At 43.0% G+C, this 25,083-nt stretch carries 23 protein-coding genes; 6 read left to right on the forward strand and 17 right to left on the reverse strand.

The window, feature by feature from the left end; all coding sequences use genetic code 11:
• Nucleotides 1–206: 206 nt before the first annotated feature.
• The 14 genes from M3P05_RS02535 to M3P05_RS02600 form a co-directional block, all read right to left on the reverse strand.
• Nucleotides 207–3,539 carry an ImcF-related family protein gene (locus M3P05_RS02535; RefSeq protein WP_249697657.1) on the reverse strand — a complete coding sequence of 1,111 codons (3,333 nt, stop codon included), beginning with the start codon at nucleotides 3,537–3,539 and terminating at the stop codon, nucleotides 207–209.
• Complete coding sequence (locus M3P05_RS02540) at nucleotides 3,523–4,320, reverse strand: DotU family type IV/VI secretion system protein (protein ID WP_249697658.1); 798 nt, start codon at nucleotides 4,318–4,320, stop codon at nucleotides 3,523–3,525. Before M3P05_RS02540 ends, M3P05_RS02535 begins: the two co-directional genes overlap by 17 nt.
• A 2-nt stretch (nucleotides 4,321–4,322) precedes the next feature.
• Nucleotides 4,323–5,648, reverse strand: coding sequence for a type VI secretion system baseplate subunit TssK (gene tssK / locus M3P05_RS02545; protein WP_249697659.1), 1,326 nt, complete (start codon nucleotides 5,646–5,648; stop codon nucleotides 4,323–4,325).
• A gap of 113 nt (nucleotides 5,649–5,761) precedes the next feature.
• Nucleotides 5,762–6,706, reverse strand: coding sequence for a type VI secretion system baseplate subunit TssG (locus tag M3P05_RS02550; protein ID WP_249697660.1), 945 nt, complete (start codon nucleotides 6,704–6,706; stop codon nucleotides 5,762–5,764).
• Nucleotides 6,707–6,708: 2 nt separating this feature from the next.
• A complete protein-coding gene (locus M3P05_RS02555) occupies nucleotides 6,709–8,469 on the reverse strand; it encodes a type VI secretion system baseplate subunit TssF (RefSeq protein WP_249697661.1) in 1,761 nt (586 codons plus the stop codon).
• 2 nt (nucleotides 8,470–8,471) lie between these two features.
• Complete coding sequence (locus M3P05_RS02560) at nucleotides 8,472–8,819, reverse strand: hypothetical protein (RefSeq protein WP_249697662.1); 348 nt, start codon at nucleotides 8,817–8,819, stop codon at nucleotides 8,472–8,474.
• Nucleotides 8,812–10,050 (reverse strand): type VI secretion system contractile sheath domain-containing protein, encoded by a 1,239-nt coding sequence (locus tag M3P05_RS02565; RefSeq protein WP_249697663.1) that lies wholly within the window; start codon nucleotides 10,048–10,050, stop codon nucleotides 8,812–8,814. Before M3P05_RS02565 ends, M3P05_RS02560 begins: the two co-directional genes overlap by 8 nt.
• 19 nt (nucleotides 10,051–10,069) lie before the next feature.
• Entirely contained in the window at nucleotides 10,070–11,593 is a 1,524-nt protein-coding gene (gene tssC, locus M3P05_RS02570) for a type VI secretion system contractile sheath large subunit (RefSeq protein ID WP_249697664.1), read from the reverse strand.
• An 80-nt stretch (nucleotides 11,594–11,673) separates the two neighbouring features.
• Complete coding sequence (gene tssB / locus M3P05_RS02575) at nucleotides 11,674–12,180, reverse strand: type VI secretion system contractile sheath small subunit (RefSeq protein ID WP_249697665.1); 507 nt, start codon at nucleotides 12,178–12,180, stop codon at nucleotides 11,674–11,676.
• Nucleotides 12,181–12,208: 28 nt separating this feature from the next.
• Nucleotides 12,209–12,760, reverse strand: coding sequence for a type VI secretion system tube protein Hcp (locus M3P05_RS02580; protein ID WP_249697666.1), 552 nt, complete (start codon nucleotides 12,758–12,760; stop codon nucleotides 12,209–12,211).
• Nucleotides 12,761–12,887: 127 nt separating this feature from the next.
• Nucleotides 12,888–14,012 carry a hypothetical protein gene (locus M3P05_RS02585; RefSeq protein ID WP_249697667.1) on the reverse strand — a complete coding sequence of 375 codons (1,125 nt, stop codon included), beginning with the start codon at nucleotides 14,010–14,012 and terminating at the stop codon, nucleotides 12,888–12,890.
• Between the two features lie 75 nt (nucleotides 14,013–14,087).
• Complete coding sequence (locus tag M3P05_RS02590) at nucleotides 14,088–14,690, reverse strand: DUF6931 family protein (protein WP_249697668.1); 603 nt, start codon at nucleotides 14,688–14,690, stop codon at nucleotides 14,088–14,090.
• Between the two features lie 11 nt (nucleotides 14,691–14,701).
• Nucleotides 14,702–15,694, reverse strand: coding sequence for a hypothetical protein (locus M3P05_RS02595; protein WP_249697669.1), 993 nt, complete (start codon nucleotides 15,692–15,694; stop codon nucleotides 14,702–14,704).
• Nucleotides 15,695–15,825: 131 nt separating this feature from the next.
• Complete coding sequence (locus M3P05_RS02600; protein WP_249697670.1) at nucleotides 15,826–16,470, reverse strand: YopT-type cysteine protease domain-containing protein; 645 nt, start codon at nucleotides 16,468–16,470, stop codon at nucleotides 15,826–15,828.
• 322 nt (nucleotides 16,471–16,792) lie between these two features.
• Between M3P05_RS02600 and M3P05_RS02605 the strand changes: the two genes are divergently transcribed.
• Nucleotides 16,793–18,820 (forward strand): type VI secretion system Vgr family protein, encoded by a 2,028-nt coding sequence (locus M3P05_RS02605; RefSeq protein ID WP_249697671.1) that lies wholly within the window; start codon nucleotides 16,793–16,795, stop codon nucleotides 18,818–18,820.
• Between the two features lie 35 nt (nucleotides 18,821–18,855).
• On the opposite strand, the gene tssJ is transcribed toward M3P05_RS02605, so the two are convergent.
• A complete protein-coding gene (tssJ, locus tag M3P05_RS21185; RefSeq protein ID WP_408635850.1) occupies nucleotides 18,856–19,344 on the reverse strand; it encodes a type VI secretion system lipoprotein TssJ in 489 nt (162 codons plus the stop codon).
• Nucleotides 19,345–19,350: 6 nt separating this feature from the next.
• Nucleotides 19,351–19,647, reverse strand: a complete 297-nt coding sequence (locus tag M3P05_RS02610; RefSeq protein WP_249697672.1) for a PAAR domain-containing protein — start codon at nucleotides 19,645–19,647, stop codon at nucleotides 19,351–19,353.
• A 318-nt stretch (nucleotides 19,648–19,965) separates the two neighbouring features.
• On the opposite strand from M3P05_RS02610, the gene M3P05_RS02615 reads away from it, so the two are divergent.
• The 5 genes from M3P05_RS02615 (at nucleotide 19,966) to M3P05_RS02635 (ending at nucleotide 23,198) form a co-directional block, all read left to right on the forward strand.
• A complete protein-coding gene (locus tag M3P05_RS02615) occupies nucleotides 19,966–20,661 on the forward strand; it encodes a Fic family protein (RefSeq protein ID WP_249697673.1) in 696 nt (231 codons plus the stop codon).
• 332 nt (nucleotides 20,662–20,993) lie between these two features.
• Complete coding sequence (locus M3P05_RS02620) at nucleotides 20,994–21,206, forward strand: TroA family protein (protein ID WP_249697674.1); 213 nt, start codon at nucleotides 20,994–20,996, stop codon at nucleotides 21,204–21,206.
• Nucleotides 21,207–21,211: 5 nt separating this feature from the next.
• Nucleotides 21,212–21,367 (forward strand): hypothetical protein, encoded by a 156-nt coding sequence (locus tag M3P05_RS02625; protein ID WP_249697675.1) that lies wholly within the window; start codon nucleotides 21,212–21,214, stop codon nucleotides 21,365–21,367.
• On the forward strand, nucleotides 21,367–22,416 hold the full coding sequence (locus M3P05_RS02630; RefSeq protein WP_249697676.1) for a FecCD family ABC transporter permease: 1,050 nt from the start codon (nucleotides 21,367–21,369) through the stop codon (nucleotides 22,414–22,416). Before M3P05_RS02625 ends, M3P05_RS02630 begins: the two co-directional genes overlap by 1 nt.
• Nucleotides 22,417–22,418: 2 nt before the next feature.
• On the forward strand, nucleotides 22,419–23,198 hold the full coding sequence (locus M3P05_RS02635; protein ID WP_249697677.1) for a heme ABC transporter ATP-binding protein: 780 nt from the start codon (nucleotides 22,419–22,421) through the stop codon (nucleotides 23,196–23,198).
• A gap of 296 nt (nucleotides 23,199–23,494) precedes the next feature.
• On the opposite strand, the gene M3P05_RS02640 is transcribed toward M3P05_RS02635, so the two are convergent.
• Nucleotides 23,495–25,083, reverse strand: a 1,589-nt coding sequence (locus M3P05_RS02640; RefSeq protein WP_249697678.1) for a hypothetical protein, incomplete at its 5' end; no start/stop codon positions are given.

Genomic DNA, 25,083 nt, shown 5'->3' on the forward strand with positions numbered 1-25,083 from the left:
ACCGGAATTTGACCGCTTAAGTTGCAATCATGCTCAACAAGAGCAGTTTGTGAAACTGATACCGGAGCCGTTGCAGTAGTCTGGCTATTGGTTATTCATATATCAGTCCTATTATCAAGAAGAAAACTGCGTTAACGAGTATACAGTTTCAGGCGTATGCTTGTCTTATCATTTGCGTGAATGATGTGGTGTTTTACGCACAGGCTCTAAAGTTCAGTCGTTGCTGTCACTTTAGTCCGTTTATGAAACTGTGGTACAAGATCTTCATCAATCTGAAAAGTCATTAAAAACTTCGGGTCAGGTAATGGTGCATTTATATGTGGTTCTGAGTTTCTGATTTCCAGTGCAACTGGTTGTCCCTCATTTAGTAAAGTTACATTTAAAGAATTGCGGCCAGGATGAGCACTAGAGCTGCTGTTTTCAAATACTTTTAGCCAGGCCCATTCCCCCCGGTAAATTTTTTGGGTAATAATCTTTTGGTTATCGTATAGAGAAAGTTTTACATAATTGTCATTAATATATGAAATATCAAAAGGCTGCCATAAGCTAGGTCCGTGGTTGTAAGTGATTATGTTACTATTGTCCTCAATAAAAAAGTGAGAAGCATTAGGGCTGATGCTACGAACTCTCATATTGTAATGGTTTCTCAGCGAACCATCATTCTCAAAAAATGCTTCCCTGATTTTATGAATTTGTTCTATCTGCCTGACTACCCTACGATTAATAACAAATGTCACATCCCTTAAAATGGGTTTGTCGACACCATTCCGTAATAGTGGTGTAAGATTCATGGTTATAAATCGATCAGCTCTTCCACCAGGTTGAAAAAAATCAATAAAATCCTTCGCCGAAGCTTCTCCATCAGATGCATCCAGTGGAGAAAATGGAAATTTTCCTGCCATGCTTTGTTGAAATGGTTCAACTATTTCTGATAGCCACAAGTTCTGAATATAATCGCGTGATTCCGTGACCTGGCTTTCAATGATCTGGTATATAAGCTCATTTAACCACCGATTTATAACATCGGGCATTTTTTTAGCGAGTATGCTTAGAGCATTAAGTGGGTGGGTACCCTCACCAATCTCCTTTAGTTGGTTGAATGCTTCGAGTGAGTTATTAGCTAGATGTTGCGCTTCGAGCTTTCTATATAGTTTTCCGAAGATATCCTGAAATTCAGATGAATATACTTGGGACTGATCACCACTGATTATTTTATGATATGGTTCAAATTTTTCTGTGATTTTTGAAAGTTGAAAAGTAAATTTATTGCTTTCATTATCCTCATTTTGAACATACCTTGTATTTCTTGTAAGGCTTTCAAGTATTGCTATGATTGGTGATGTATGCCATCTGGAAAGAAACCTTATTGCATTCATCTGTTCCTCAACAGTATCAAGACTCTTGATCTGAATGCTATCGATAAAACTATGCCAATGACTAATATATTCGATTACATATTGCTTCCCTAATTCATTAACAGTTCGGCTAAGTCTACTGGGACTGGTTACCAGTTTACCGCCCTGTATTAAATTTATGTCATTAAGGCTCTCTGTAATCTTGCTAGAATTCTCAGAAAAAATGTCTAGAAGCCACGTATTATTAGTAAACAACACGGGAATATAAGTTCCACCTCCTGACTGATTATTTCGAAAGGAAAAAACATGATCAAAGTTCGCCCCGGTAAAATCAGTTACCGGTACTTGTCGAGAAAACTGAGGATCAGCTTTTAGCCGGTGAAATATGAGCTGCTCGTCAGAAAGACCCTGTAATCTATTGCGGGCAAGGGCAAGATATTGGTTATGTGGTAAAACTGATGGATAGTCATTATTTGAAAAAAGATCCTGCTGCATTTGAGATAATAACTCAGTAAAATACTTCGACAGATTATATTCAGTACTTAAAGATGACATCAAAACGGATGTTAACTCATTTTTATGTAAGCCTTCAGAAACAAAGATCATTTTGTATAAGTGCAAGTTCTCGAATGTTATCTGTGGATCATGATGTTTTAACCCGCTAGCCAATCTTAGCCTAAGAGATTTTTCATTATATGGCATAACAAGACGTTTCAGCTGGTCATGATAATAAGCCTCTGTATTATGTCTTATGCGCATTGTGGCCCAGTTTGTAATTAACATCCATTGAGGTATCACTCTTCCTTCGACTACTCTTTGCCTCAGGAGCTTAAGATTTTCAAGAACCGGTGTAAATTGTTCACGTTCTTCATTGGTTAATGTCGTAACTCCTACGATATAATTGTTTATTGCATCTAAAGACCTTAAAGAAAATTCTGAAGAGTACTTCTGATTTTTATAAGCCCAATATGAGACACCTGAAGCGGCACAGATCCAAATAAGAAAACCCGCTCTATGTATTGCTTTACTCAATAGGGATGCCCTGAAATTGAAACCAGCATAATGCGACATTGGAATAAGGATTGAAGAATCGACAGCTGAATTGAAACATCGTTCCGGTGATGGCTCTTGAATTGAATTTCTACTTTCTGAAATTCCATAATGCTTTTGACAGAAAGCTGATAAAAAGTCCTCGACGTGACTACCAAGACTTCCGAGAAGGAAGTAACCTCTGGGGCTCATCCATTTCTTTTCATTATGAGTACAAATGTGTTCGAACAGCACTTTAAGTTGATGGCCAAGTAGAATGAACTCAAAGATAAAAGCAATACTTCTGTTATTTCCACCACTAACTTCGCAGTTAGTCTGATATACTTCGTTCGAATGTTTTTTCCAGGAAAGCTCAAACCAAAGAACCGGGTCAGACGCTTCATCTTCACGCCACGCGCCCCAAGATTGACTGAGTTCATCTTTATGGAAAAAACGGCTGAAGGTTGAGAATCCAACCAAAGTATCAAGCTCGGACAAAAACAGCACAAGTGGTAATACTTGCCTGCAAAATTCACAAACCATCTCAAAATGCTTGATAATATCCTCTGAATATGGTGGGTGGTGAAGAAGGAAGTGAGGTGTTACATGTACAAGAATCCCATTAAGTGGTTGTTGCCTTCTCAGGCGCCGTACATGTAACAAAACAAGTTTCATAACTTGTGAGCATCGCTCTGTATCAGTACATCCTGATCCTGTGATCAAAACCACACATTTTGGACTAACCCATATTTCCAAGTGTTCATAGACTTCTGAATTTTTTGCCGGGAACAAACTCATACCTATAGCTTCCAAGGCCGATTTAGTTGATTCTGTATCACTAAAACTTGAAAGATAGAACCAAGGAGCTGTCAGAATATTACCAATATACAAAGTTGATGCGCGATAGCGTAGTAACCAGAAATAATCACGAATTAACTGGAAATGCATGGGTTTCTTGTTGTGACGTATAAATAATATGACCGTGTAGACCCCAGACAAAACAAGAGTGCAAACAACTGCCGTAAGAATTAGATAGCGACCCCAGTAGAAATCAAGTGATGAGGCAGTGATTCCAAAAGCAAGTAAAATTATACTGATACAGAATAAGCAAAGTATAATTAAGTTTGTTTTGTTTTGGTCATTGATAGAACGCATCGCGAATTTCTTTCCGAGAATGAGAGGAAGGAAGATGAAGAGAGGTTTTGTTTTCTGTACGAATTTTGGTTAAATGTTTGATATACGATTCTTGTTCGGATTTTGATAATATTACCGAACCTGTTGTACTGCAAATTATTAAGAGTAATGATATTGATATTGCTCTTTTAAGAGAAATTCTGTTTGTTCTTTTTTCGTTTTTTTTAATGCGCGGTGAGGATGGCTTAATCGTTTGAAAACAGCTGTTTTCAGAAAGAATTGTATGGGCTTTGATTTGTAGTTCAATACAGAATTCCTGATTTATTCTACGGTACTGCCCTTTAAAACCAACTTTCATGCAAAGGTAAGCAATTTGAAGGTGGGATAAATACATTTCATGGCGAACAAGCCATTTATCCAGTAAAACGTAGCAATATACACCAGCATCCCTACGTTTAAATAGTTCACTGCAAAATGATTTTCTATTCAAAGATTCAGGGCCAAGTGATAAGGCCAGCATCTCATCTGCTGTTGCGGCTAACCATAGACAAACACCCTCATAATCAGGGGAATCTGAACCTGACAAGCGAATGCTTTCAATTTGCTCAATGAGATGAGAGTAGATGTTACAATGATTTTCTAATGATTTTACTCGCCCTAAAAATGCGATTAAAGCTAAAACTGATGATGCTTTATTGACCAGACTGTCGCTGCTGTCAAAAAGAAGAAGCTCCTTGAAACCAATATTATCTTGAATGTTATACCGTTCGGTTAGTAAAGGAGGATTCAGATTGCCTGTCATAACTACTGATGCCTGATCAAGAATATTCTAAGAACAGTGTTTTCCAGTTTTTCATCAAGATGCACTGCAAGGTTTTCTTCTTGGTTTATAATCTGTTTGAATAAAGAGGAACTTTTAAGAGGTTCAAAGAAAATCTGGCCGGTCAGGTTAAGCTCTAGTGGCGGTGTCGCAGGCCTTTTTAACGGTACACCTGGTTCAGCATTGAGAACAAGTTGATGTATTAAAGAAACAGGCCCAATAGTAATGTATTTACTTGCATCACTATCCAAATTCAATAGTCTTGCTTCCTGAACGGCAATGATCAAACGATCATTATCATGCATGCGGGGAAGTTGATATTCAAGAAGCCCTGTTGTTGATAGGTTTTCTTTAATTATCGTCAATTCTTCTATCCATTCTGCTCCTGCATCTTGCATAGACTCTGACAGATACTCAAAAAGGGGCTGAAAGATATTATTTAATTTATAGGGATTCAGTTCTTTCGGGGGGGGAGGACTGGTTAGTGTTAAACCAGCGAGTGTGCCTGCCAGTGATCTGAGTGTGATATAGAGCATACGAGGGTTAACCTGCCTCGATTCAACTAAAGTTACTAAAATAGTCTCCCATTGGGCAATAGATATAAGCCAAAGTTGGTCTTTATATTGCGTGTGTGGGCTTTTATAATTTGAGCCTTCTGTTAACCGCCTTCGAAGAATATCTATTTGTTGTGTTAATCTTGCAAGATAATTCTGCATCCATAGATCAATATACTCACTCAGGTGGATATTCAAAATGGGTGGGATAAACTGGTGATCCAATATTACATTACAATTACTGTCGACGTTCTTAACTTTTGCAACTGGAAGATAGGCAAACAGACTTAGATCTTTTCCCTCATGCATAAGGCTGATATGGGGGCGGGCAATATGAACATTTACTGATGGATTATGTATATTGGTATTGTCTATCAGCTCTTCTTGATAAAGATGGTAACGATACCTTCCAGCGTCTGATTCGGAAGAACCAATTTCCTGATCCCCTTGCCTACTTAAAGGTATAACAAGATATACATAACTGTCTTTATAATCCTCTGGAATATCAATAACGAGCTGCTGATTAAGCACAAAGGGTGTCATATCTGAGAAAATCCCTTCTGCCTGTCGAATTGCAAACTTACCTATCCGTAGTAGCTCCTTTGCAATAACAAGTTCACTAAACCCAAATTCCCCAGGGTGTTGTAGGTAGAAGAAGCGAGAGATGTAGTTTTCATAGTATCTCTCCTGCTGTTGAAAGTGTTGTGGGGAAACGTAGGCTCCTTCTAACCAGGCAACTGGATCGATTCGTATCAAGATGCACCTCTTTCTCGCTGGCAATATGACTTGTCGTGTTTGCTCATTTTTTGTGGGTGAATACTAAAAAATCGCTAAGAAAATGACCTGTAGATTACACACTACACACCTTGTTAGCTGTCTTTGCTTGTTGTTTGGAGGGCTATACGTACGTAGCCCCTGGGGGCTCTGGTAGTGTCACTATTAAAGTATGAAAGTCTATATCCTTTTTGCTGACAAGAAAGCTTAGGAGGTTCAGTTGATGTCTGCAATAATTCTACATAGTAGTTTATATATCGATGTGGAAGTAGGGCTCGGGAAAGAAATTCTATTCGAGTATGGAGTAGTGTTGTTTTACTGATTTCGATCCATTCGTCAGCAGAACTCACGTGAATAATGACTCTTATTATTTGCCCCTTAATCCAGGAAAAACTACCAATCATTATGTTTTTTCCAAGTTTGAATTTATTGTTAAGATGCCATATTCGTTCAAGTGTTATTGGCCATCTTGACAGATCCTGCTGTTCGACTGTGATAGGATGGTTTATCAACTTGGAGAGATGACTCGCAACACCTTCGAGCGCTCTGGTTTTTATCTGGCAACGCAAAGAATACGAAAGCATCCAGTGTGATGTATTTGTTAATAGTCCGGAAAAATCAAGGAAATGCTTGGGTGGTTTTGTATTACTTAACCATATTCTTTCAAAATAGAGGGGGAGATATCTACAAATTTCAACACGGTAATCAAGCCTTAGATATCGTTCATTAAATATTTGGAAGAAGCTGTCCAGGGAGTAATCATCGAGATCATAATAAGCATGCTTGGACGCATCATTAATGTAGTGTGGCAAAATGCTGCCGGTTCCTATCAGTGAACATCTGTTGGTAATAAGAACTATATCTCTTAGATTATTATCATAGACATCAAAAAGATCCCACTGGCCGTTATAACCTATTTTTTGTGCTTTGATTTGAATTCTAATATTTCGATTACCGTCCAGAAGACGCATCACCTGTGAGTATCCAAAGTTTTTTGGATTTGCCCTTAACCGGGCATACCAACCGCTGTTTACAGTCATGCTCAGGAATTCTCACTAAAAGTCCAGCGCCATGTTGCATCGTTGGTGTAACCAGCCGTCAGACTGGTGTAATCACCAAAAGGGCGCCAGTATCGTAATAGCCGTTCAATTACATTGATGAAAAGTAAGACAGGTACACCATGAATGCTCTTTTCATTGATCCTCAACCAGTAACGACAGCCAAGAGCAGTATAGAAACAACCTTGACTTTGCGCTGGCATAATTTCCTGACTGTAGTCCAAGTCTGTTATTGCAGTTAGTATTGAACTATCAATACCTGAATCTCTACAGTAGAACAAGCCCAGCAAATGGTTGAGTCTCTGTGCCGTTTTACTATCTCTGAATAATGCTTGGCAGTTCAGCATGAGTGCAGACATAAGACTCCATGGAGACTGCATATCAAGTGGACTTTGACTTCTTAGTGAATAACCTGAATCAATAAGGCGCGTTTCAGCTCCAGGAAAAATGTTGGAGTGACAATCAGCAAGGGCATTTGGGATAAAGCCCTTGGCCTCACTGTCAAAGCAAAGTGCATCTACGACAAATGGGGTTGGTTCAGCACTGTTTCGATCCCGTCTTGTATCAGAAAATAATAAGGCATCACTATCCTTCTGCCGTATCATAGTCCAACCTAAAGCATCACTTTGAGGTTCATAATTATGAGTGCATGGAACTGTTTGTGGGTTGCTGGGGGTAGATATATTCGTCACCTGCTGAATACTGTAGACCCGGCAGTCAGGATATACAGTCCCGGAGTCAAGGGGGAGCAAAATTTGCTGGTGATCTAGAACCTGTGGTCCTAAACGAGTTGAAAAAGTGTTAATAAGTGGAAAACAGTTTAAGCGAATATGTTGTGCGCCAATATTACCAATCAGAGTTGTTGGAGCATCTTCCAGTAAGAACCAGATTTCTAATGGTAAGCTTCTACCTTGTGAGGCGATAACTTCTATGTCCAGCGAAATAAAACGAAAGCAGTTGGGATAAGCAAAAAATTCCTGTAACAAGCGTAATCCGGGAAAAACCATATTCTGATCAGGCAATATCCACCATTTGTCTGACAGGCCTGAAACCGTCAGACATTCTGAGTCCAGTTCATATAATTCACCCCCAATACTGATAATAATTGATGTTAAGTGACCCATTAACAGGTCAAATAACACATTGGCCTGTGCTGCATTAGGATCCATGTAAAACATAAGCCTGCTCAAATTACTTTCAGCCGGAGTCAGTCCGGGTTGAAGTGGAGCCAGGGTAAGGTGGAGCCCGGCTCCTGCCGAGGGGCAAATCTGCTTATTGGTGGGAAAAGGACCACGATTAAGGTCAACATATTCAACAGACCATGGCGAAATGTTAATGTCAACGGGGCAAACTGCATCGTAAGTCTTTCTATCACCTTGTATAGAGAAGCGGGTGCCTTTTTTAAGTACTACAGATTGATCGTTTTGTAAGGTTGTAAACTCGGAAACCGCTACCGCAGGGAGTGGTGCCATCAGATCCTGTGCCATAATATCCAGCAGTTGGCGACAGATGTCACTATAACCGTCGTCAACTCTCTGGTTTAGACCCGCTGTAAGATGTGCCATACCCTGCAGCAGTAAGGTCATATCCGTATCTGTTGGCAGGCCTCCGGTAATACCAATTTTTTCAGCAATGTCAGGGTAAAGCTGAGCAAAATTCCTTAAATAAGACTTCAGGAAATCTATTTCCTGCTCTACGTAGCTCTGAAAGTTATTTTTTTCACGAAGAAACTGCCAGATATTCATAATTAAATAATGTGTCTTATGTGGACATAATCACGGTTAACATAAATCCAACCTTCTACAACGAAACCTACACCCCTTTTGGCTGATAAACTGAGCGGTTTGACAACTACCTTTTCCAATTTATGGATATGATGTTCTATTCGTCGAGTGAGTTCCTCACCTATTTCTTCCAAGTCACAAGTCGGGTACTGCCAGCACGGAACTCCATAGCCAAGTAATGGGATAGAAGATGCCTTACTGGCCGAAACAACTGGTGCTCGTGTCGATAACAGAGCTGACAACGAATTTATAACACACGCTTTAACGTGCTCCAGCTCAGGCCTTTTGGGTTCTGTAAATAATTCAATCATCCCGATCCTGCTTATATGAGATATGAATAACAATCTCTCCAGTCACAACATTGGGGGGAAGGCTGGGTTGTATTGTGACTGTAGCTTTGTAATGGCCAACTTCTTCTAGTGAGGGTGATATCTCAACTCTTGCACGTTGTAGAGGGTATTTGGAAAGGTACTCACGAGTTTTAACGGAAGCTCCTCCGCAGTACTGATTTAGCCAGCTATTTAGTTCCCACTGGCACTCGGAAGCTGACTTGGTTACACCAATATACTTCCTTAAAATAACTTTCAGGTAATGCCCTATTCGGCAAACCATAAGCATGCAACATAGCGTTACAGTTTTCATATATTGGTCTTGGCCAAAATACAGCATGGTCTGGCTAAAAAAAGCAGGATAATGCTCATACCAGGTCGTTGCGAGAGGGATTATTCCAAGGCTGTCATATTGCTCTTCAAGAGCCTCTGTCAGGACCAGCCAGGGTTCAGGACCACCTGAGCTGGCAGGGGGAAGAATAGCTCCCCCCGGGGTTTCATTTCCCCAAGCCTGTAGCCCGGAAAACCAGCCAAAGAGATTATACTCACGCAGAACGCACGCCAAAAGGGCTATGGATCCTCCTATTACAGGTCTTTGGTGCGGGACCCTGTCCCAGCTTTCAAAATTAGATGGAGTGATATAGATACCCGGCCATACGATCCCAATAAAACGGCTTGACTGTTTTGTCCGAAGCCGTCGAAATTTCATCATTGAATCATTTTCGTAGAATCGATCAAGGCGCGCTTTACTATAAGCAAGTATTTCATTCTGAGGGGTTAACCAAGTCTCGTCCAGGTCAAACAAAAATGGGCAGAGAGCTTCAAGCCCAAGGTCTGCCATTGAAGAAATGACTTTTTCAGCTAAAGGTTGGTCAGGTATAGACAGGTTGTAATTTACAGATATCAGTCCAAAAGGTTCTCCTCCATGGCTATCAAGCTCCCTCCCATGAAGAAGATGATACAGGCGTGAATTTTTATGTGATTTCATAGTAATATCAGTAATTAATTCAGGCCACGACATGTTAAGAATTCTGATGACAGCCTGACCTTCATTTGCGTCTGATGCTAGATAAAAAAGCCCGTACCATGTTGCCCAAAGCAATTTAAATTCCTGAGATTTTACAATAGTACTTACTTGTTTGTTAATTAAATCATTTATGCGAATAATTAACTGATAGAGCTTTGACTGCTGAGTAGTTAATGAATCGAACATACAGATATCAGGTACTTATTTAACCAGGAATTGAGGCTACAGTTCGCAGGGATGTAGTCAACTCTTCAAGTTGAAGCCAGGGTTTCAGGTAAGCTACAGCCGAATAGCAGCCCGGCCTGCCGGGCTGCTCAATAACAGACACCTTTGATTCACTTAAAGGATACTTTGCACGCGCTTCATTTCCAACGGCATTAGCGTTTGTATATATGTTCAGCCAATTTGTTAATGAGGTCTGCACGTCCGCTGGGGTCATGCTGGAGCCAATCATATCGCGACCCATTACCTTCATGTAGTGCGCAATCCGCGAGCTAGCCATAACATATGGCAGCCTGGCCGAAATTTCTGCATTGGCTGTTGCGTCGGGGTTAGTGTATCTCTTCGGTTTTTGGATTGTCTGCGCACCAATAAAAACTGCAAAGTCTCTGGATTTGTAATGAATTAAAGGAAGAAATCCTAAATCGCTGAGTTCCTTCTCCTGCTCGTCAGTTAAATTTACTTCGACCGGACACTGCTGGATAATATCACCTGCTTCAGAGTCGTAGGTGAAATTAGGCAGGTTTTCAACTTTGCCGCCATTTTCCATTCCTCGAATTGCCGTACACCAGCCGAATTTATAGTATGCTTCAGTCATCCTTAAGCCGAATTCATAGCAGGCATTATTCCAGACAAAGTCTCTGTTTGAATCCAGATCATATAAGTTATTTTCTTTTTTCTTAATTTCGTTAAATTCAAATTCTGACACGGGGTTGTCCAAACCATAGGGCATTCTTGCCAGAACCCGGGGCATAGTCATCACAAGGTAATGCGCATCATTACTGTCACGCAGGGAGTTCCAGGAAGCATAAGCCGGTGAACTGAACCCCGAGGCAATTGGTCGCCCTTCTGCAAATCCTTTAAAGTCTGCTAATCCGAACATATCGGGTTTTGTAGCTGTTATCACTGGGCAATGGGAAGCGGCTCCTACTTCACCCAGGTAGCGCATCAGGTTTACATCACGCGCACCAAACCCCATATAATAATCTGCAAGCATTACGCTATAGGGTTCTCCGCCGGCAGTACCGTATTCATGTTGGTAAATTGTGTTAAAAAAAACACTTCTGTCAATGGCTGGAGCACTGTCAAACTGATCCAGTATTTCGTCTTTGGAAATGTCCATTAATTTTATTTTCAGGTCATTACCAAGCTCACTTTCTTTAACCAGTTTCTGAAAACCAAGCCATCGACCTTCAAGGTCTCGAAAGTTATCAGCCTGATACACTTTTCGTAATTGGTTGGATACTGTCTCATCTATCTTTCTAACTGCGTCACGTATAGTGTCCGTAAGATTACGGTTCCAGGTAACAGTGCCATCAAGTGCCTGGCTTGCAAGAACCTGAAATAGGCTCTTTACCTCTTCAACGCCGGCCTGCCCTCTGGCCAATGTTAAACGCCGCAGTCGGCTGTCTTCTGCAGAAGACAGTATTTCATTAAGTAATGATTCTTCCCGTTCGGGATCTACTTCAGTGAAACTACCAGAAGCATCTGATTCTTTTGGATCGACCATTGTATTTAACTCAAAAATCAATTGAGATGAGTATATTCTGAGGTTTTGTGGTAATAACTAATTATTTGGCAATTATGATTTTAACCTGATTCAACACCAAGCTCAGTAGCGAGGCTCTGAACATTATCATTGCTCTGCAGTAGATCTTTAAGTTCCTTCTCTAAAGCACGTGACCGGTCAGCCTTGCCAAGCAATACCAGTAATTGGTTACGGATACTGACTAGTTGATTTAACTCAGGTATCTGGGTAATTAAATGAGGTGGTGAAAAATCCTTTATCGATTCAAATTTTAATGAACATACAAGAGCATCGGCATCTTCTTCCTTTGATAAGGTGTTTTCAACTTCAATATTTAACTGAGGTCCAATTCGCTTCATGACCTTATTAAAGTTATCTTTCGTGACATTAATAAATTCCCGTTCTTCAATAGGAACTTTGGCATCATCAGGGCATTCCCCGGAATAATTGCCAATAACACCAACTACAAAAGGCAACTCCTTTTTCTCAGATGAGCCAAGTGTTTCAACATCATAGGTAATGCTAACTCTGTTTTTGCGAATACGCTTATGCTGTGAATCAAGTGCCATAATTAATAACCAATTTTTTATGTGCCAATTACTTGGCTGCAATAACCGATGATGCAGCCCCTGTTTCGATATCATAATCAATAGGGCCATGCGATGTTGCCGGCTCATCATCACCTGGTTTGGCAAAGTAGTTTTCTTCCTGAATCTTTTGGTAAGCAACCACTATAGTTTCCATTCCTAGTTGGTCATCAATAATCGATTCCTCATAACTTGCAAACCTGCAATTGAACAGATCAATCTGATGATGAACATGAAATCCTTTGTCAATTTTTCCAGCCTGCATCGTCTGTACAATAGTCAGATCAAATCCAACCTTTTCGGTCTGATACACGAGGCTTCTCAAGATTTCAGTCGCCCTGTCTACTGATCTGGTTATTGTGTAAGGGCGCAGGTCTACTTTGCCTGTATCCTGTAAGGGCTTACCAACCCCCATCTGCACCCCCCTGACAACTACGGTCCCGGCAGATGAGATAGGTATCCAACTTTTCTCAGCAACATCACGCCCGCCTTGTATCTTTATATCGCTGACGCCTTTTAAATTTTCCTGACTGTTGCTGATCGTCATATACAGGTTTGACATAACATATCCCAAATTATTACGGCTAATATACTGACGAACTCACAAGCACGCATTCCCACGTACCCACGTACCCACAGAGTCGCTCAACTGTAACAGTTGCAAATGGAGCTGAACCCAGAGCGCAAGCTTAGACAGAATTTGTGTGTTTGCCAGAAAGTTCATGCAAACCGAGATGCTGACATAACCTTGACCTTGTTTCTGAATCTGTTTTCAGTTCGTACGTTAACAACTGTGGTAAGGTATATCCCGTCCAGCGTAAGGCTTTATCCAGTAGGTAGGGAACGGGGCTTAATGGTTCAGTGGCCTGAAAAAATTGCACCAGCGTCTTGAGAATTGCTCGGGCCTGATCTCTGTTTTGAGGCATGGTTTGTATATTGTCGATTGAAGGAATTGCTGTCGCCAGTGAGGAAGTCGTTTCGCTTGAGGAGGCTGTTTCATTAAGTTCATTCAGAGATTGAGAGACGACATCTGGCGTATGTTGCTGCTCAGCTTCGCTTGACTCTGGCAGTTCAATGCCGCTGTCACCAATTATGGCTGTCATCAGGTTTGAGATAGATGTCAGTTCGGTCTCTACCATGTTGATGGGTAACGGATGTTCTTTTTTCTGTGAAATTTGAAAAATTTTCTGGTAAAGCAACCTGGCCTGGGTGACCAGCTTTCTCATTGCTTCCATATTTTGCAAGCCTGGGGAGCCGATTTCATCTCGAAGCTCCGTCAGTTGCTCCTGGCTGTAACTGGATAATTCTGCATAGCCCACGTGGCCTGTTAGAGGAATCATCCTTATTGGTACCAGAATCAGCGGCTCACCCTGACTATCGCAATAAATTGCTTCCATTTTTTGGAAACATGCAGAGTAGGCTCTTTGTTGATCAGATGTTTCGGGCTGTTTATGTTTTTCAATCCAGAGCAGGATAACTTCAAGCATATTGTTATGATGCTCCAAGGGAGATGGCCCAAACAGCAAGCCGTAACAGCACCATCCAAGCCATTCCGGGTTCCAGTCTCCGCTTTTCATAGCCGTAACCAGCCATTCGAACAGCGTTTGCCAGGCAAGAGCATTATCTAAAGCCAGTGCGGTTCTCGCCTGTTCGTCGGGCTCATCTATCCAGTCGCTAAGACTTTTCTGAGCTACACGAAGCATGGGACGAAATTGATCATATTTGGCACTGCTGGTTGTCATGCGAAATTCATGCTGGTCACTATCCAGCAATTCCCAAAGTTCCTGGATAAGAAGCTGATACTCGTCAGACATCACAACCTCACATTTTTCGGTAATATTGCAGAAGGTGACACTGTATTCCTGTGAAGGTGGGCATTAACCGTTAGCTTAGTCTAATGACCCCCAGCCCCTATCCTGGGGTTGATCATTAGTGGCATTGTGACGTTTACTATGACTGATGAGTTGCGCGCCTTTCTCGATAAAAAGATGGAACCGCTTATCCTGATATTTTGCATCTTGATCATAGATCGTCAGCAATTGTGAGCCAGAAACGGCGTGGCCTGTCATAAAGGGTTGTGCTTCAACAACGGCAGATCCAACAGGGGTCAGGCTTCCGCCACTCCAGAATATGGCCATAGATAGCCACGCGACAGGCGAACCAACACCAATAGTGTCAAGGCTGGATTCATGCATACGCCGGTTTTCATCAGTTGGTGAGTTGAGCCACTCACTAATCAGGTCCATTAAGCGGGCTTCTTTAGGGTTATGGTTTGCAGCAACGCTTTGCTGACATTCAAACCCCCAGCATATAGCTTTGTCTTTTTCGAGGGCATGTGCCATAAAGTCAATACAGTCACGGTAACACTGATGCTCAAGCAAACAGTTGATAAACTCTTGATGCGCTTGTGCGTTTTCAGCCAGATCAATAGCCAGTTGAGATAACTGGCACAATTTAATGGTTTTATCGATACCGTTATTATTCAAAGTCATAATGTATGTTATTACTTTAATGTGCCTGTGCCTGCATTTGTTATTTTGATTATTTGAGACCCTGCTTGGGGATTCTCATCGCTGGTAATAGGCTCGGTCTGAAAGCGGGCGGGGGGAGAGAGTTGCAAACCATTCACTTGTTCTTGTTGTTCAGAAAACTCACTATTTTCTTGCAGGTAATCAAATAGCCCAAAAAGATCAGAAGCGGTTAGATTTTTTATACTAATAGCTCCTAAATGAAAGCTATAATCACCAGTGCTTTCTGATCTGTATAGCTGGATCGCTGTCCCCGTGCCTGTTATGCGAACAATTTTATACGGCGCTGGAATTCCATCTTTTATTACCACTAAGTCCTGTGCGGGATCATTTTTAATGTCCAGTGGTTCCAAAAGCTGGGTTGTCGGTTTTGCCGCCACTTCAAGTAAAGCGGTAGCGGCAGGATCTATTGCTACCATCCATTTACTGAGGATATCTAAAGCTGATTTTAAATCACCACCGAGACTACTGTTGAGTTCATCTGTTACTTCCGGGAGCCTGCCCGCTTGCACTTCCTCAAATAAATTTTCAAGGTTGCTTTCATAATCGTCACTAACAGGATTTTGTCTGTGGGCCAATACCAACAGGGTTGGCATTAAGGCTTTTTCCTGGTCAGTAATGGCGCGAGTAAATGCATTTGCATCAGGCGTTTTCAGCTCAATCTTGCTATTTCTTTTTTGATATGAACGGCTTTTTCTAAGGGAATCAATATATTCAAAGCATGATTTGTATAAATTCAGAGGTGATGCTGTGCTTGCATTCGGTTGCAAAATTTCATCAATAGGTATGTTCCATAGCTGGCTGTCAAGCTGGTCTTTTCCGCATTTTGGACATATCGCTGTAGTAAGGTTACTAATGTGCCCATCTTCGCATATCCATCCTGTCGCTTGGGCCGACATAAAACAGAGCAGACCAAATAACAGGATGGAGATTTGAAGATTTGCATGTGATTTTAAGTATTTCATCATAACGTCACTGTACGTTTCATATTCTGTTTCGGGTTGGTAGGGGCATAGTACTCGAACCACAAGCCAACTACGTGACAACAGAATGTTGTGTACTACGTGACAACAGAATGTTGTGTGAAACATGGAGTGGCCTAAACAGAGAAACATGAAGCGAAATAATAGCTGGCATCTGACCAAGCGTCATTCATATACCGTTCAATCATGTCATGTGCATAGTTAATGGGAAAGGTGGCGATGTAATAGTTTGGCTCAAAAAAAATAAATTCGCTTGTCTTTTTGCGAAAGGCAATTGCATGAGAAGAACCTGGGGTACTTATTTGAAATAGAAACATAGAGCCCGACGGCTGATTGTTAATAAACTTGCAGATATCGGGCTTTTTATCAGATATGAGGAAAGCACCTTGCCTCTTTAAAATTATGGCGGCCAAATCATGAGCGGCTCTGTAAAAAAGATCCGTATGTGCGCTGCTATGTGTCGTCATATTCCAGACCTGAATTCCCCGGGCGCAAAGCAGCTGCTGATATCCTCTGATCTTGCTCCTTACTGCTTTATTGTTAGCGACATCATCGGTGAAATCCTGCCAGTCGCACTCGCACTCAAGAAAATAGGTGCTGTAAGCGAAACACTGACCACCCTTAGCGTCATCAGGAAGGCCCGCTCCCGTTGTATCCAGCCTATGTTCTATGGCTGTTTGATCAAAGGTGTGTACTTTTTTCCCCTTCAGGTCAGCTATCACCCTTTCCATCTCAATAGCTTGAAGTTCCCAGTTAGGCATACTGCGGCTCCTGTAGAAATGAGTTCAGTCTAGAGAAATGCGGGCGACGTCTTATATTTTTTTGCTAAATACAGCACTGTTTATATTTTCTTTCCTTTAAAAAGGTAGTGCCTGTCTTAAATAAAACGACATCAGCCGCACTCTGAGAGTGATGGAAAGCGTGGTTCATCTTTTAGAAGTTTTCCAGTAACAAGATTCTGCGTAATGGATAGCTTGCGTACGGCACACGACGTTGTAAGAAAGATAACTATACGTTTTGCGTTAGGGTAATCTACTTTACTACTGGTTACTTAAATCAATAATTTCTGAGAGTCAGGTTCTAATGGGTGAGCTTTCTGCTGTCGGACGTGTTTTAACAGCGGAAGACTGCAATGGCACAATTCATGTCTGCCGGGGCATGGTTTTTCACCATGCTGTCAATAATCCACTTTCCTCCCAGCTTCAACTCCTATGCCGGGAACGACTTGATGCAGACCAGATTCTAGGTAAAGCACTGAAAATTAAATTTCAGCCGAAGCAGTCAGACGGGAACACCTGCTATTACTTTCATGGTCTGGTCGAAAGCATACAGGCAGTGACTCCGGGAATAATGACCCAGCACTACGTCTATCAGCTCAAAATATGCAGCTGGTTTGATCTTTTGTCACGCGCACCGCATTACCGGATTTTTCAGGATGCTGATGTCAGTGAAATCTTTGATAAAGTGTTATCGGAATACTCTTTTGAACACCCTTTTCGATTTTGTACTAAGCCTGCTTCCAAGAGAAAAATCTGTACGCAGGCCAATGAGACAGATCAACAGTTTCTGACCAGGTTGCTCAGTGAAGAAGGGTTGTCATACTATTTTTCGCAGGCAGAATCAGCCCATGAAATGATTATCTGCACCACAAACAGTGAATTTTCTGATGCGCCGCACAGCACGATGCGTCTGCCTCCCCTGGAAAAGTCTGATCAACCAAGCCTGACAAACTGGGAGCCGCTTTATTCCTTGGGAGCCGCTTCACAACAAGCCAGTTCATGGGATTCGGAAAGGGCCAAAGCTATACACGGCAAGTCTGTGTCACCAGCAGGCAGTAATACCCATGGTCTTCTGGCGGCTGGCCATGTCTGGGAGGGCCAGTTACAAGATGAGGATGCTTTGAATACCTGGGCTGAACGACAGGCTGAAAGGGATGATTGCGCCAGCAGCAGCGTCATAACATCCACAACCATTCCCGGTTTTAATGCTGGCATGAAGTTCTCTCTGGAAGGTCACTCTGATCCCAAACAAAACAGAGAATACGTTATCACCAGTGTCGAGCATTCTATCCGTACGCCAGATGCAGAAATAACAAACGCATCGGCAAATTATAGCTACGTGTGTGATCTGCAGCTTCAGCCAGTTGAGCTTCCTCTGCGACCAGCTGTCTGTCCAAGACCGCAGCTTGCGGGTGTACACAGTGCACTGGTTAAAAATGCCGATGATAAAGAGTGTGCTTCTGATGATCAGGCCAAAGTTCAGGTTGTTTTTCATTGGGATAAAGATGCAGAAACACCCTGCTGGCTTCCGGTTATGCGTTCTCTGGCTGGTACTGGATTTGGAACTCATATTCTTCCGAGAACGGGGCAGGAGGTCGTTGTATCATTTCTTGATGGTGATCCGGATCGTCCGGTTATCATTGGCACGTTGCATAATGGAGCCAACAAACCGCCAGAAACAAATGCAGAAGTTATACAGCTGGTAACACGTTCAACGCCAGATGGGGGTAAGGAAGACGGGCACATATTAAGATTAACTGATACGAAAGACAGTGAAGAGCTTTTTGTTCAGGCTCAGAAAGATATGAATATTGAAGTAAAAAACAATCTAACAACAAAGGTCACAGCCGAGCATACACTGGAAATCGAGAAAACCAGCAAGGTTTCTGTTAAGGAAGATGCTGAGTGTTCTCTTGAAGGAGCACTTGCGGTGGAAACCAAAAAGGCAGTTTCAGTCAAGACAGATGATGCCCTGAGTTTTGATGTAACCAAGGCGGCAGAATTTAAGTCTAAAGATGCGATTACTCTTGATGGGAAAGAGGGTAGTTTTAAGGCAAAAACCAAGGTCACCATTGAGGCTCCACAGGGTATCACGTTAAAGGCCGGGAGTTCTGAAATTCAGTTGACACCTTCTGGTATTGCTATCAATGGTATGAAGGTCACTCTGGATGCAAAAACAGTTATGGAGCTGAAAGCTCTGAATATCAAACAGGAGGCCACTGCTCAAGCGGCTTTGAAAGGGCTTATTGTGCAGATTGCAGCAAGCACTTTAGCTGAGCTCAAGGGGGATGCCATGGTGATGGCAAAAGGAGGAATCACGATGATAAATTAATTGGCAGCATATCCGCTTAAGCCTGATAGTTTGTCTTATTTGCCACTCTCAATTTTGACGGTTAAGCCTGAGATGAATAGGTTCACTCTGTTTTGTTTGCCGGGTTCTCTGCTGATGGGAATCCAGGCCTTGTTTGTGGCACCTTCAAACTGGTGGAATTGCACAAATGCTCCGACGAAGGCTGTCTGCGGTTGAACAGTAAACTTATAAGTTGCTGTCTCGCCAGGTTTGAGAACAATCTGCGGGTGTTCCAAAACAAGCTGGTTTCCCAAAGCCTGTGAAGCGCTTCCTCTGTATAACTCCAGAAACCGTGCCTGCTGAAAATATTCATAACCTGCCAGCTGATATATACGCAGAAAAACAGGGTTACTTGGGTAGTCTATCCCTGGATTTATTCCCTGACTGGTTGATATGGTGAGTTCAAGAGTAGGTTGCTTTTGTTCACGCTTAAAGGTACCGCATGCTGAGAGCAGCAGTAATAAAAAAAATAGAGGTGCTTTATTTTTGAATTTGAACCTTATCATGGGAATCTAGCCGATCATTACCGTTGGACAACCCATAACAATAGTACCGCCATGGCTGCTTGAGTCCCCCAGCCTTAATGCTGGACGTTTTGTAATTAAAACAGTTGTACTGCCCATCGGCACTGCATCTGGGGGACCAACGCAGACACCGGGTTGACCAGCAGTTGCAGCAGGCAGCTTCCCGATCATAACAGTCGAGGGCATGGGGGCCAGCGGGCCACCGACATGAGGAACAGGAACCGGACCGGGTGTCTGCATTGGGCACATGTGCATATCACCAGCTCGGGCAGCAGGCATTGGCATAATAAACAACTCCGCAAAAATTAAAGGTACTATGTTAGGCCAAAATGCCAAAACTCGCTTCCTGCTGAAGCTGGGCTTCTGTCCCTGAATTTTTTGGGTGTCATCCCTACTTCTTTGCGGAACAGTGATGCGGGGCAGTAGTTATGGACACCTCTCTAAGAGCCTGTTCATAATCCACAGTGACAGGGGTAGCCAATATTGCTCTCAGGCATTTCGGGATATCCTTCAGGAGCATACTCAGGCACCAGCCCAGAATGACGAGAAATGCTCATCCGGATATAATGATAAGAATTTCCATAGAATTCCTGAGAAACGCCAATGATAACGGCAAAAGACACAGTTTGGGGAATGAATCCCAATCCTGCGATGGCCAAGCAGCTTGCCGTTCGTGATGTTCCGTCCCTCGTTTATGATGCTGTAAATCTTGAAGGTGTAGCGATGACCTTACCAGAGGTGCAGACGCTTCTGGACGGGATAACTGTTGGTGGTCACAAAATCAGCGATCAGAACATGGCTCTAAACCAGGCTGATGCATGGAAACACCTTTTTAAGCTGGTATCAGACAATGCCTTTTCTTTTTCAAAACCAGTCGCTTTAGACATTCATAAAATTGCTTGTAAAGAAGAAGCTTTAGCGTGGGGAGCATTTCGTACTGGTAACGTAACTATCAGTGGTTCAAGTTATGAACCACCTTCTCCTAAAGAACTGGATCAAATCTGGGCTGACATTGAAAAGGAAGTGAGTTCATGCAATGACATCTATGATCGGGCAGTTACCGCCTTTCTGAGAATGGCAAGGGCACAGCTCTTTTGGGATGTGAATAAACGCATGGGCAGGTTCATGATGAATGGAATTCTTCTTGAAGCCGGTTACCCCATTATTAATGTTCCAGCCAAAAGACAGAAAGAATTCAACCAGTTCATGCTTGAATTCTACAGCTCCGGCAATATGGCTCCCATGAATCAATTTCTGCGTGAGTGTATCAACCCAAAAATCATAGAAAACTTCCAGTGATACATGGCTAACAGGTAACTACGGTTCTCTGTTAAGTCATTAGGCAGTACCAGATTTCAGGCTGATCAAATACATTCTCTTCGCAATTAATTGTCGGAGCTATTTCAAATACTTGCTTGAGCTAATCTCAAACTGCTCTGTAGTGGTCTGTTTTGTCAGAAAAGCCCAAGCAATACGTGCTAACTTATTTGCCAGTGCAACTACAGCGACATTTCCGTGTGTGCGAGCGTATAGTGCAAGACTCCAGTGTTGCAATGTATTCTATCAGCTTTTGCCTCTTCATCTTTTTACGGGACATTTTCTGGTCACTGCCAGCCCCGTCGAAAAGGTGAATGATGGTACATTCCGGTATACCGTTGCTGGCAGGAAACAAAACCACGGTTAACAATCTGATTGAAATGGCTAGTGCCAGTAATCCGGCTGCCAGAAATTTTGACGGATACAAGCCTGTTTCCAGTGAGCCTCTGCTTTTAATGGCTTCGGATGTAATTGTTGTCAGCCAGTCGACACTGTCCGCAAAGAGAAGGATCTGGATGCCGTGCTGAAACTGATGTCTGGATTGAAAGCAACATCGGCAGGAAGAAACAGGCAGATGTTTATTATTGATGGCAGCGTTATTCAGGCTGGTCTTGGCCCCCGTATTGGCGAGGTGGCTCTTAAACTGGCAAAACAGATGTATATAATGGAACCGACAGCGAAGCCGTGATGACCAGGGAAAGCAGAGCACGTTTATTTATGGCTGCACTGGCAATGATTTTGCCAGCAACTATTGTTTTATCCATTTCCATCGGCGCCGTTCCGGTGTCGCTGGCTGATTTTCTTCAGCTGCTGCAGAAGTGGCTCGGGTTCGCTTCTGATGAAGGTGCCGGGTCACAAAGCCAGATGGTGATTGAAGTTATCCGATTGCCAAGAACTCTTTTGGGAATACTGGTAGGCAGTACACTTGCCGTCTGTGGTGGTGCCATGCAGGGGTTATTCAGAAACCCACTGGCCGATCCAAGCATTATTGGTGTATCCAGCGGTGCAGCTCTGGGAGCCGGGGTTGGCATTATCCTGGTGGGAATGCTTCCGGTTGCCTTTGTGTTAACTCTGCAGATTTATACCGTGCCATTTTTGGCATTTCTAGGCGGTTTTGGTGCCACGCTGCTGGTTTACAAGATCGGAACAACCAGTCATGGGTCGTCGGTTGCCACCATGTTGCTGGCCGGTATTGCCATTGGTGCCCTGAGTGGGGCGGGTATGGGCATTCTGACTTATATCTCTGACGATACCATGTTGCGCAATCTGACCTTCTGGCAGATGGGCAGTCTGGGAGGTGCAACCTGGAAACAGCTGCTGGTGATAATTCCCATTATGCTGGGTATACAGCTTTTTCTTATAGCCCAGGCAAAAGGTCTGAATGCACTGCTGTTGGGGGAATCGGAAGCGAGACATCTGGGTTTTAATATTCAGAATCTGAAAGTACGCCTGATTATTCTGACCGCACTTGGTGTGGGAATTGCTGTCTCTGTATCCGGAATGATCGGTTTTGTCGGGCTGGTTGTTCCGCACCTTGTCCGTATGACGATAGGTCCGGATCACCGCTATCTGCTGACTGCTTCAGCCCTGCTGGGTGGTTCCTTGCTGACACTGGCTGATGTTATCGCCCGGGTTATCGTTACGCCTGCTGAACTGCCTATTGGTATTGTCACTGCGCTTTTGGGTGCGCCTTTCTTTATGTCGCTGCTGTGGCAGCAGAGAAACAGGATCGGGTAATCATGGACGGACTTGACGTCAAAAATGTTTCTGTTCGCCTTGGAAACCATCAGCTTCTGGAGGATGTCTCTTTCTTGGCTGAACCCGGAGAAGTTGTGGCGATACTCGGCCCTAATGGTGCGGGTAAAACCACCCTGTTCAGGGTTATCACCGACGAACTGAAACCTGATAGTGGCAACGTTCTTCTTCACGGCACCCCGGTACAGTACTGGGCTCCTGAACAACGTGCCCAGGTCGTTGGTATTCTGCCTCAGTCTTCTTCCCTGAATTTTCCTTTTACCGTGCAGGAAGTTGTTCTGCTGGGTCGTTCCCCCTGTAGCACAAGCAGTGAACAGAATGACCAGTATGTGAAGGAAGCCCTGGAAAAGGTTGATGCCTGGCATCTTCAGGACCGCAACTATACAACCTTGTCGGGAGGTGAGAAGCAACGGGTTCATCTGGCCAGGGTTCTGGTTCAGATCTGGACAGAGCCGGAGCAGGGCGCACGTCTTCTGCTTCTGGATGAACCGACATCAGCCCTTGATCCGGCCCACCAGCATCAGACCCTGCGCATTGCCCGAGAGTTTGCCAGGCACCGGGTAGCAGTCGTGGTGATTCTTCACGATCTGAACCTGGCCAGCCAGTACGCCGATCGTCTGGTTCTTTTATCGAAAGGCAGACTGCAGGCTCATGGTAAACCCGAGAAAGTATTAACCAAAGAGTTGCTGAAGCAGTTACTGGATATAGATGTCTGCATTCTGCCCCACCCCGTAAACGGCAATCCGGTAGTTCTTGCTGAATAGCCGCTATGCAGAAATTTTGAGACCGCTTTTAGATAAGAATCGGAGGTATGGCCATCAAATGTAAACATTCGGTGAACCCATTTGCTGAGCTCGCAATCCCTTGGTACCAGAGGAGTTCTTTTTTTTGGTACGAAGTAACTATGTTGCTACAGCCCTTGAAAACTGGGGATATGACATGGGTTCACCGAATACTTACCCTTTTCAGACCCACATCGCGGTTAACCCATTGTTTTAAAGGGCCAAAAATAGAAAATTCCCGTTTTCCATACGAAATGCTTACATGGCTGAATGCGCCTTCATTTTAGTTGTTCATCCATTCGTCTTGAACTCCGAACTAATTGCATAAACTCAGCAAGTTGCGCTTTTTTTTCCTGCTGAGTTAAGCATTGGTTTTCCACGAGTTGTTTGTGGAAGTCCGTCAGCTCTGGGAACTGTCGATGAAGTAAGGTTTTGCATACCTGAGTGTGGAGGTATTTTTCCAAATTGTAATGGGTACGCAAAACACTTAACACAACTTCTATTCCCTCCTGGATCTGTAAACGCTCATCCTCATTTTTGAGTAATGCAGCAATCTTTTTGGAGCCTTTGGCCATGTCACAATCTGGTTTAGTGCTATACACTCTTCTGAGAATATAAGGTGATAATGAATGCATACTCGAAGTTAAAGCTAGATACCTAATTAAAGGATGATCTGCTCCAAGAATTGCTACTGATAATGACATTAAGTCTCTTTTCAATTCATATTTTTGCGTCTCGTGGGGAATTGGTAACTTTCCGCATGCGATAACTTCAGAAAAACTGATATCTCCTGTAGTACCGATAATAGGACCACTCCCATCAACCAGAAGGTGGATATCTTCACCAGCTAAAGGAAACGGATCTATAAGGAATAGTGTCTTTCCCTCTGAGGAAACAGCTCCAGTGCTATGAACTTTTTCTTCACCCTTATGCACAATTACAACTTTTTCTATTCCCTTTTTACCAAGGTTTTTTAGAAAAGCCTCATCGTTTCCACTCTCCAGCAGACCTTTCCCTCTATCTTCTCGCCCCAATCGACACACAAGTTTAATATTGCCAAGTGTATCTTCATGAATTTGCGCAAGAGAAAGTGCTGTCCCAATAGGGTCATGAGAGTTATAGGTAAAATACAATCCATTTGAAGGACGCTCAAAACCACAATGTTCAATATGGTTGCCCACAAATTTTTCTAAAATGGCGCTTTTTGGGGTACGGGTGATAAGCGGATTTTGTTCGACAAATACACCAGCACCAAAAATCCCCGTTGTTACAGGCTTTTCGCTACGAGGGTTATTCAGGCATGTATTGCTTGCATACTCTGTTATATGAACAGTGTTTTCACTAAGTACATCAGCTATCTCTTCAACCACCTCAGATGGCCCGACAATAACGACATCTGCTTGTTCAACAGCATGCTTAGCTTCGCCCCCCTTCATATCGTGGTGAGGTTCTTTTTCGTCAATAAAAACGGATTTTACGCCTTGAACATTCAGAATTTCTTCAGCAATTCGACGCTGCTGTGGCTCTATCTTGGCACCACCTATCAGAGTTACTGTTGTATCAGGAAACCGCCGCAACATTGCCTCACTCATTTTTCTGCCAAAAGCAAGATCACCCCATCCACAGTGGCCTTTAAGTGAATCTGCCCTATGACAACTTACAACTATATTAGGGGGAACATATCCGTCGGTACCAACCATCGACTGATAGTGAGTGGTATAAGCTTCATCTAATGGATTTACGCGATCATCTACTGAAATTTCTTGGATGTTTCTGGCTTGAAGCTTCTGGGTCAAGTCAGTGCGACTCAGGACTGGGCGTTTGGAACTAAGATATGTTTGTGTGGTTAAAGAGTCATTAGTAGTCT

This window comes from Parendozoicomonas callyspongiae, from assembly GCF_023502345.1.
Taxonomy (GTDB): Bacteria; Pseudomonadota; Gammaproteobacteria; order Pseudomonadales; family Endozoicomonadaceae; genus Sansalvadorimonas; species Sansalvadorimonas callyspongiae.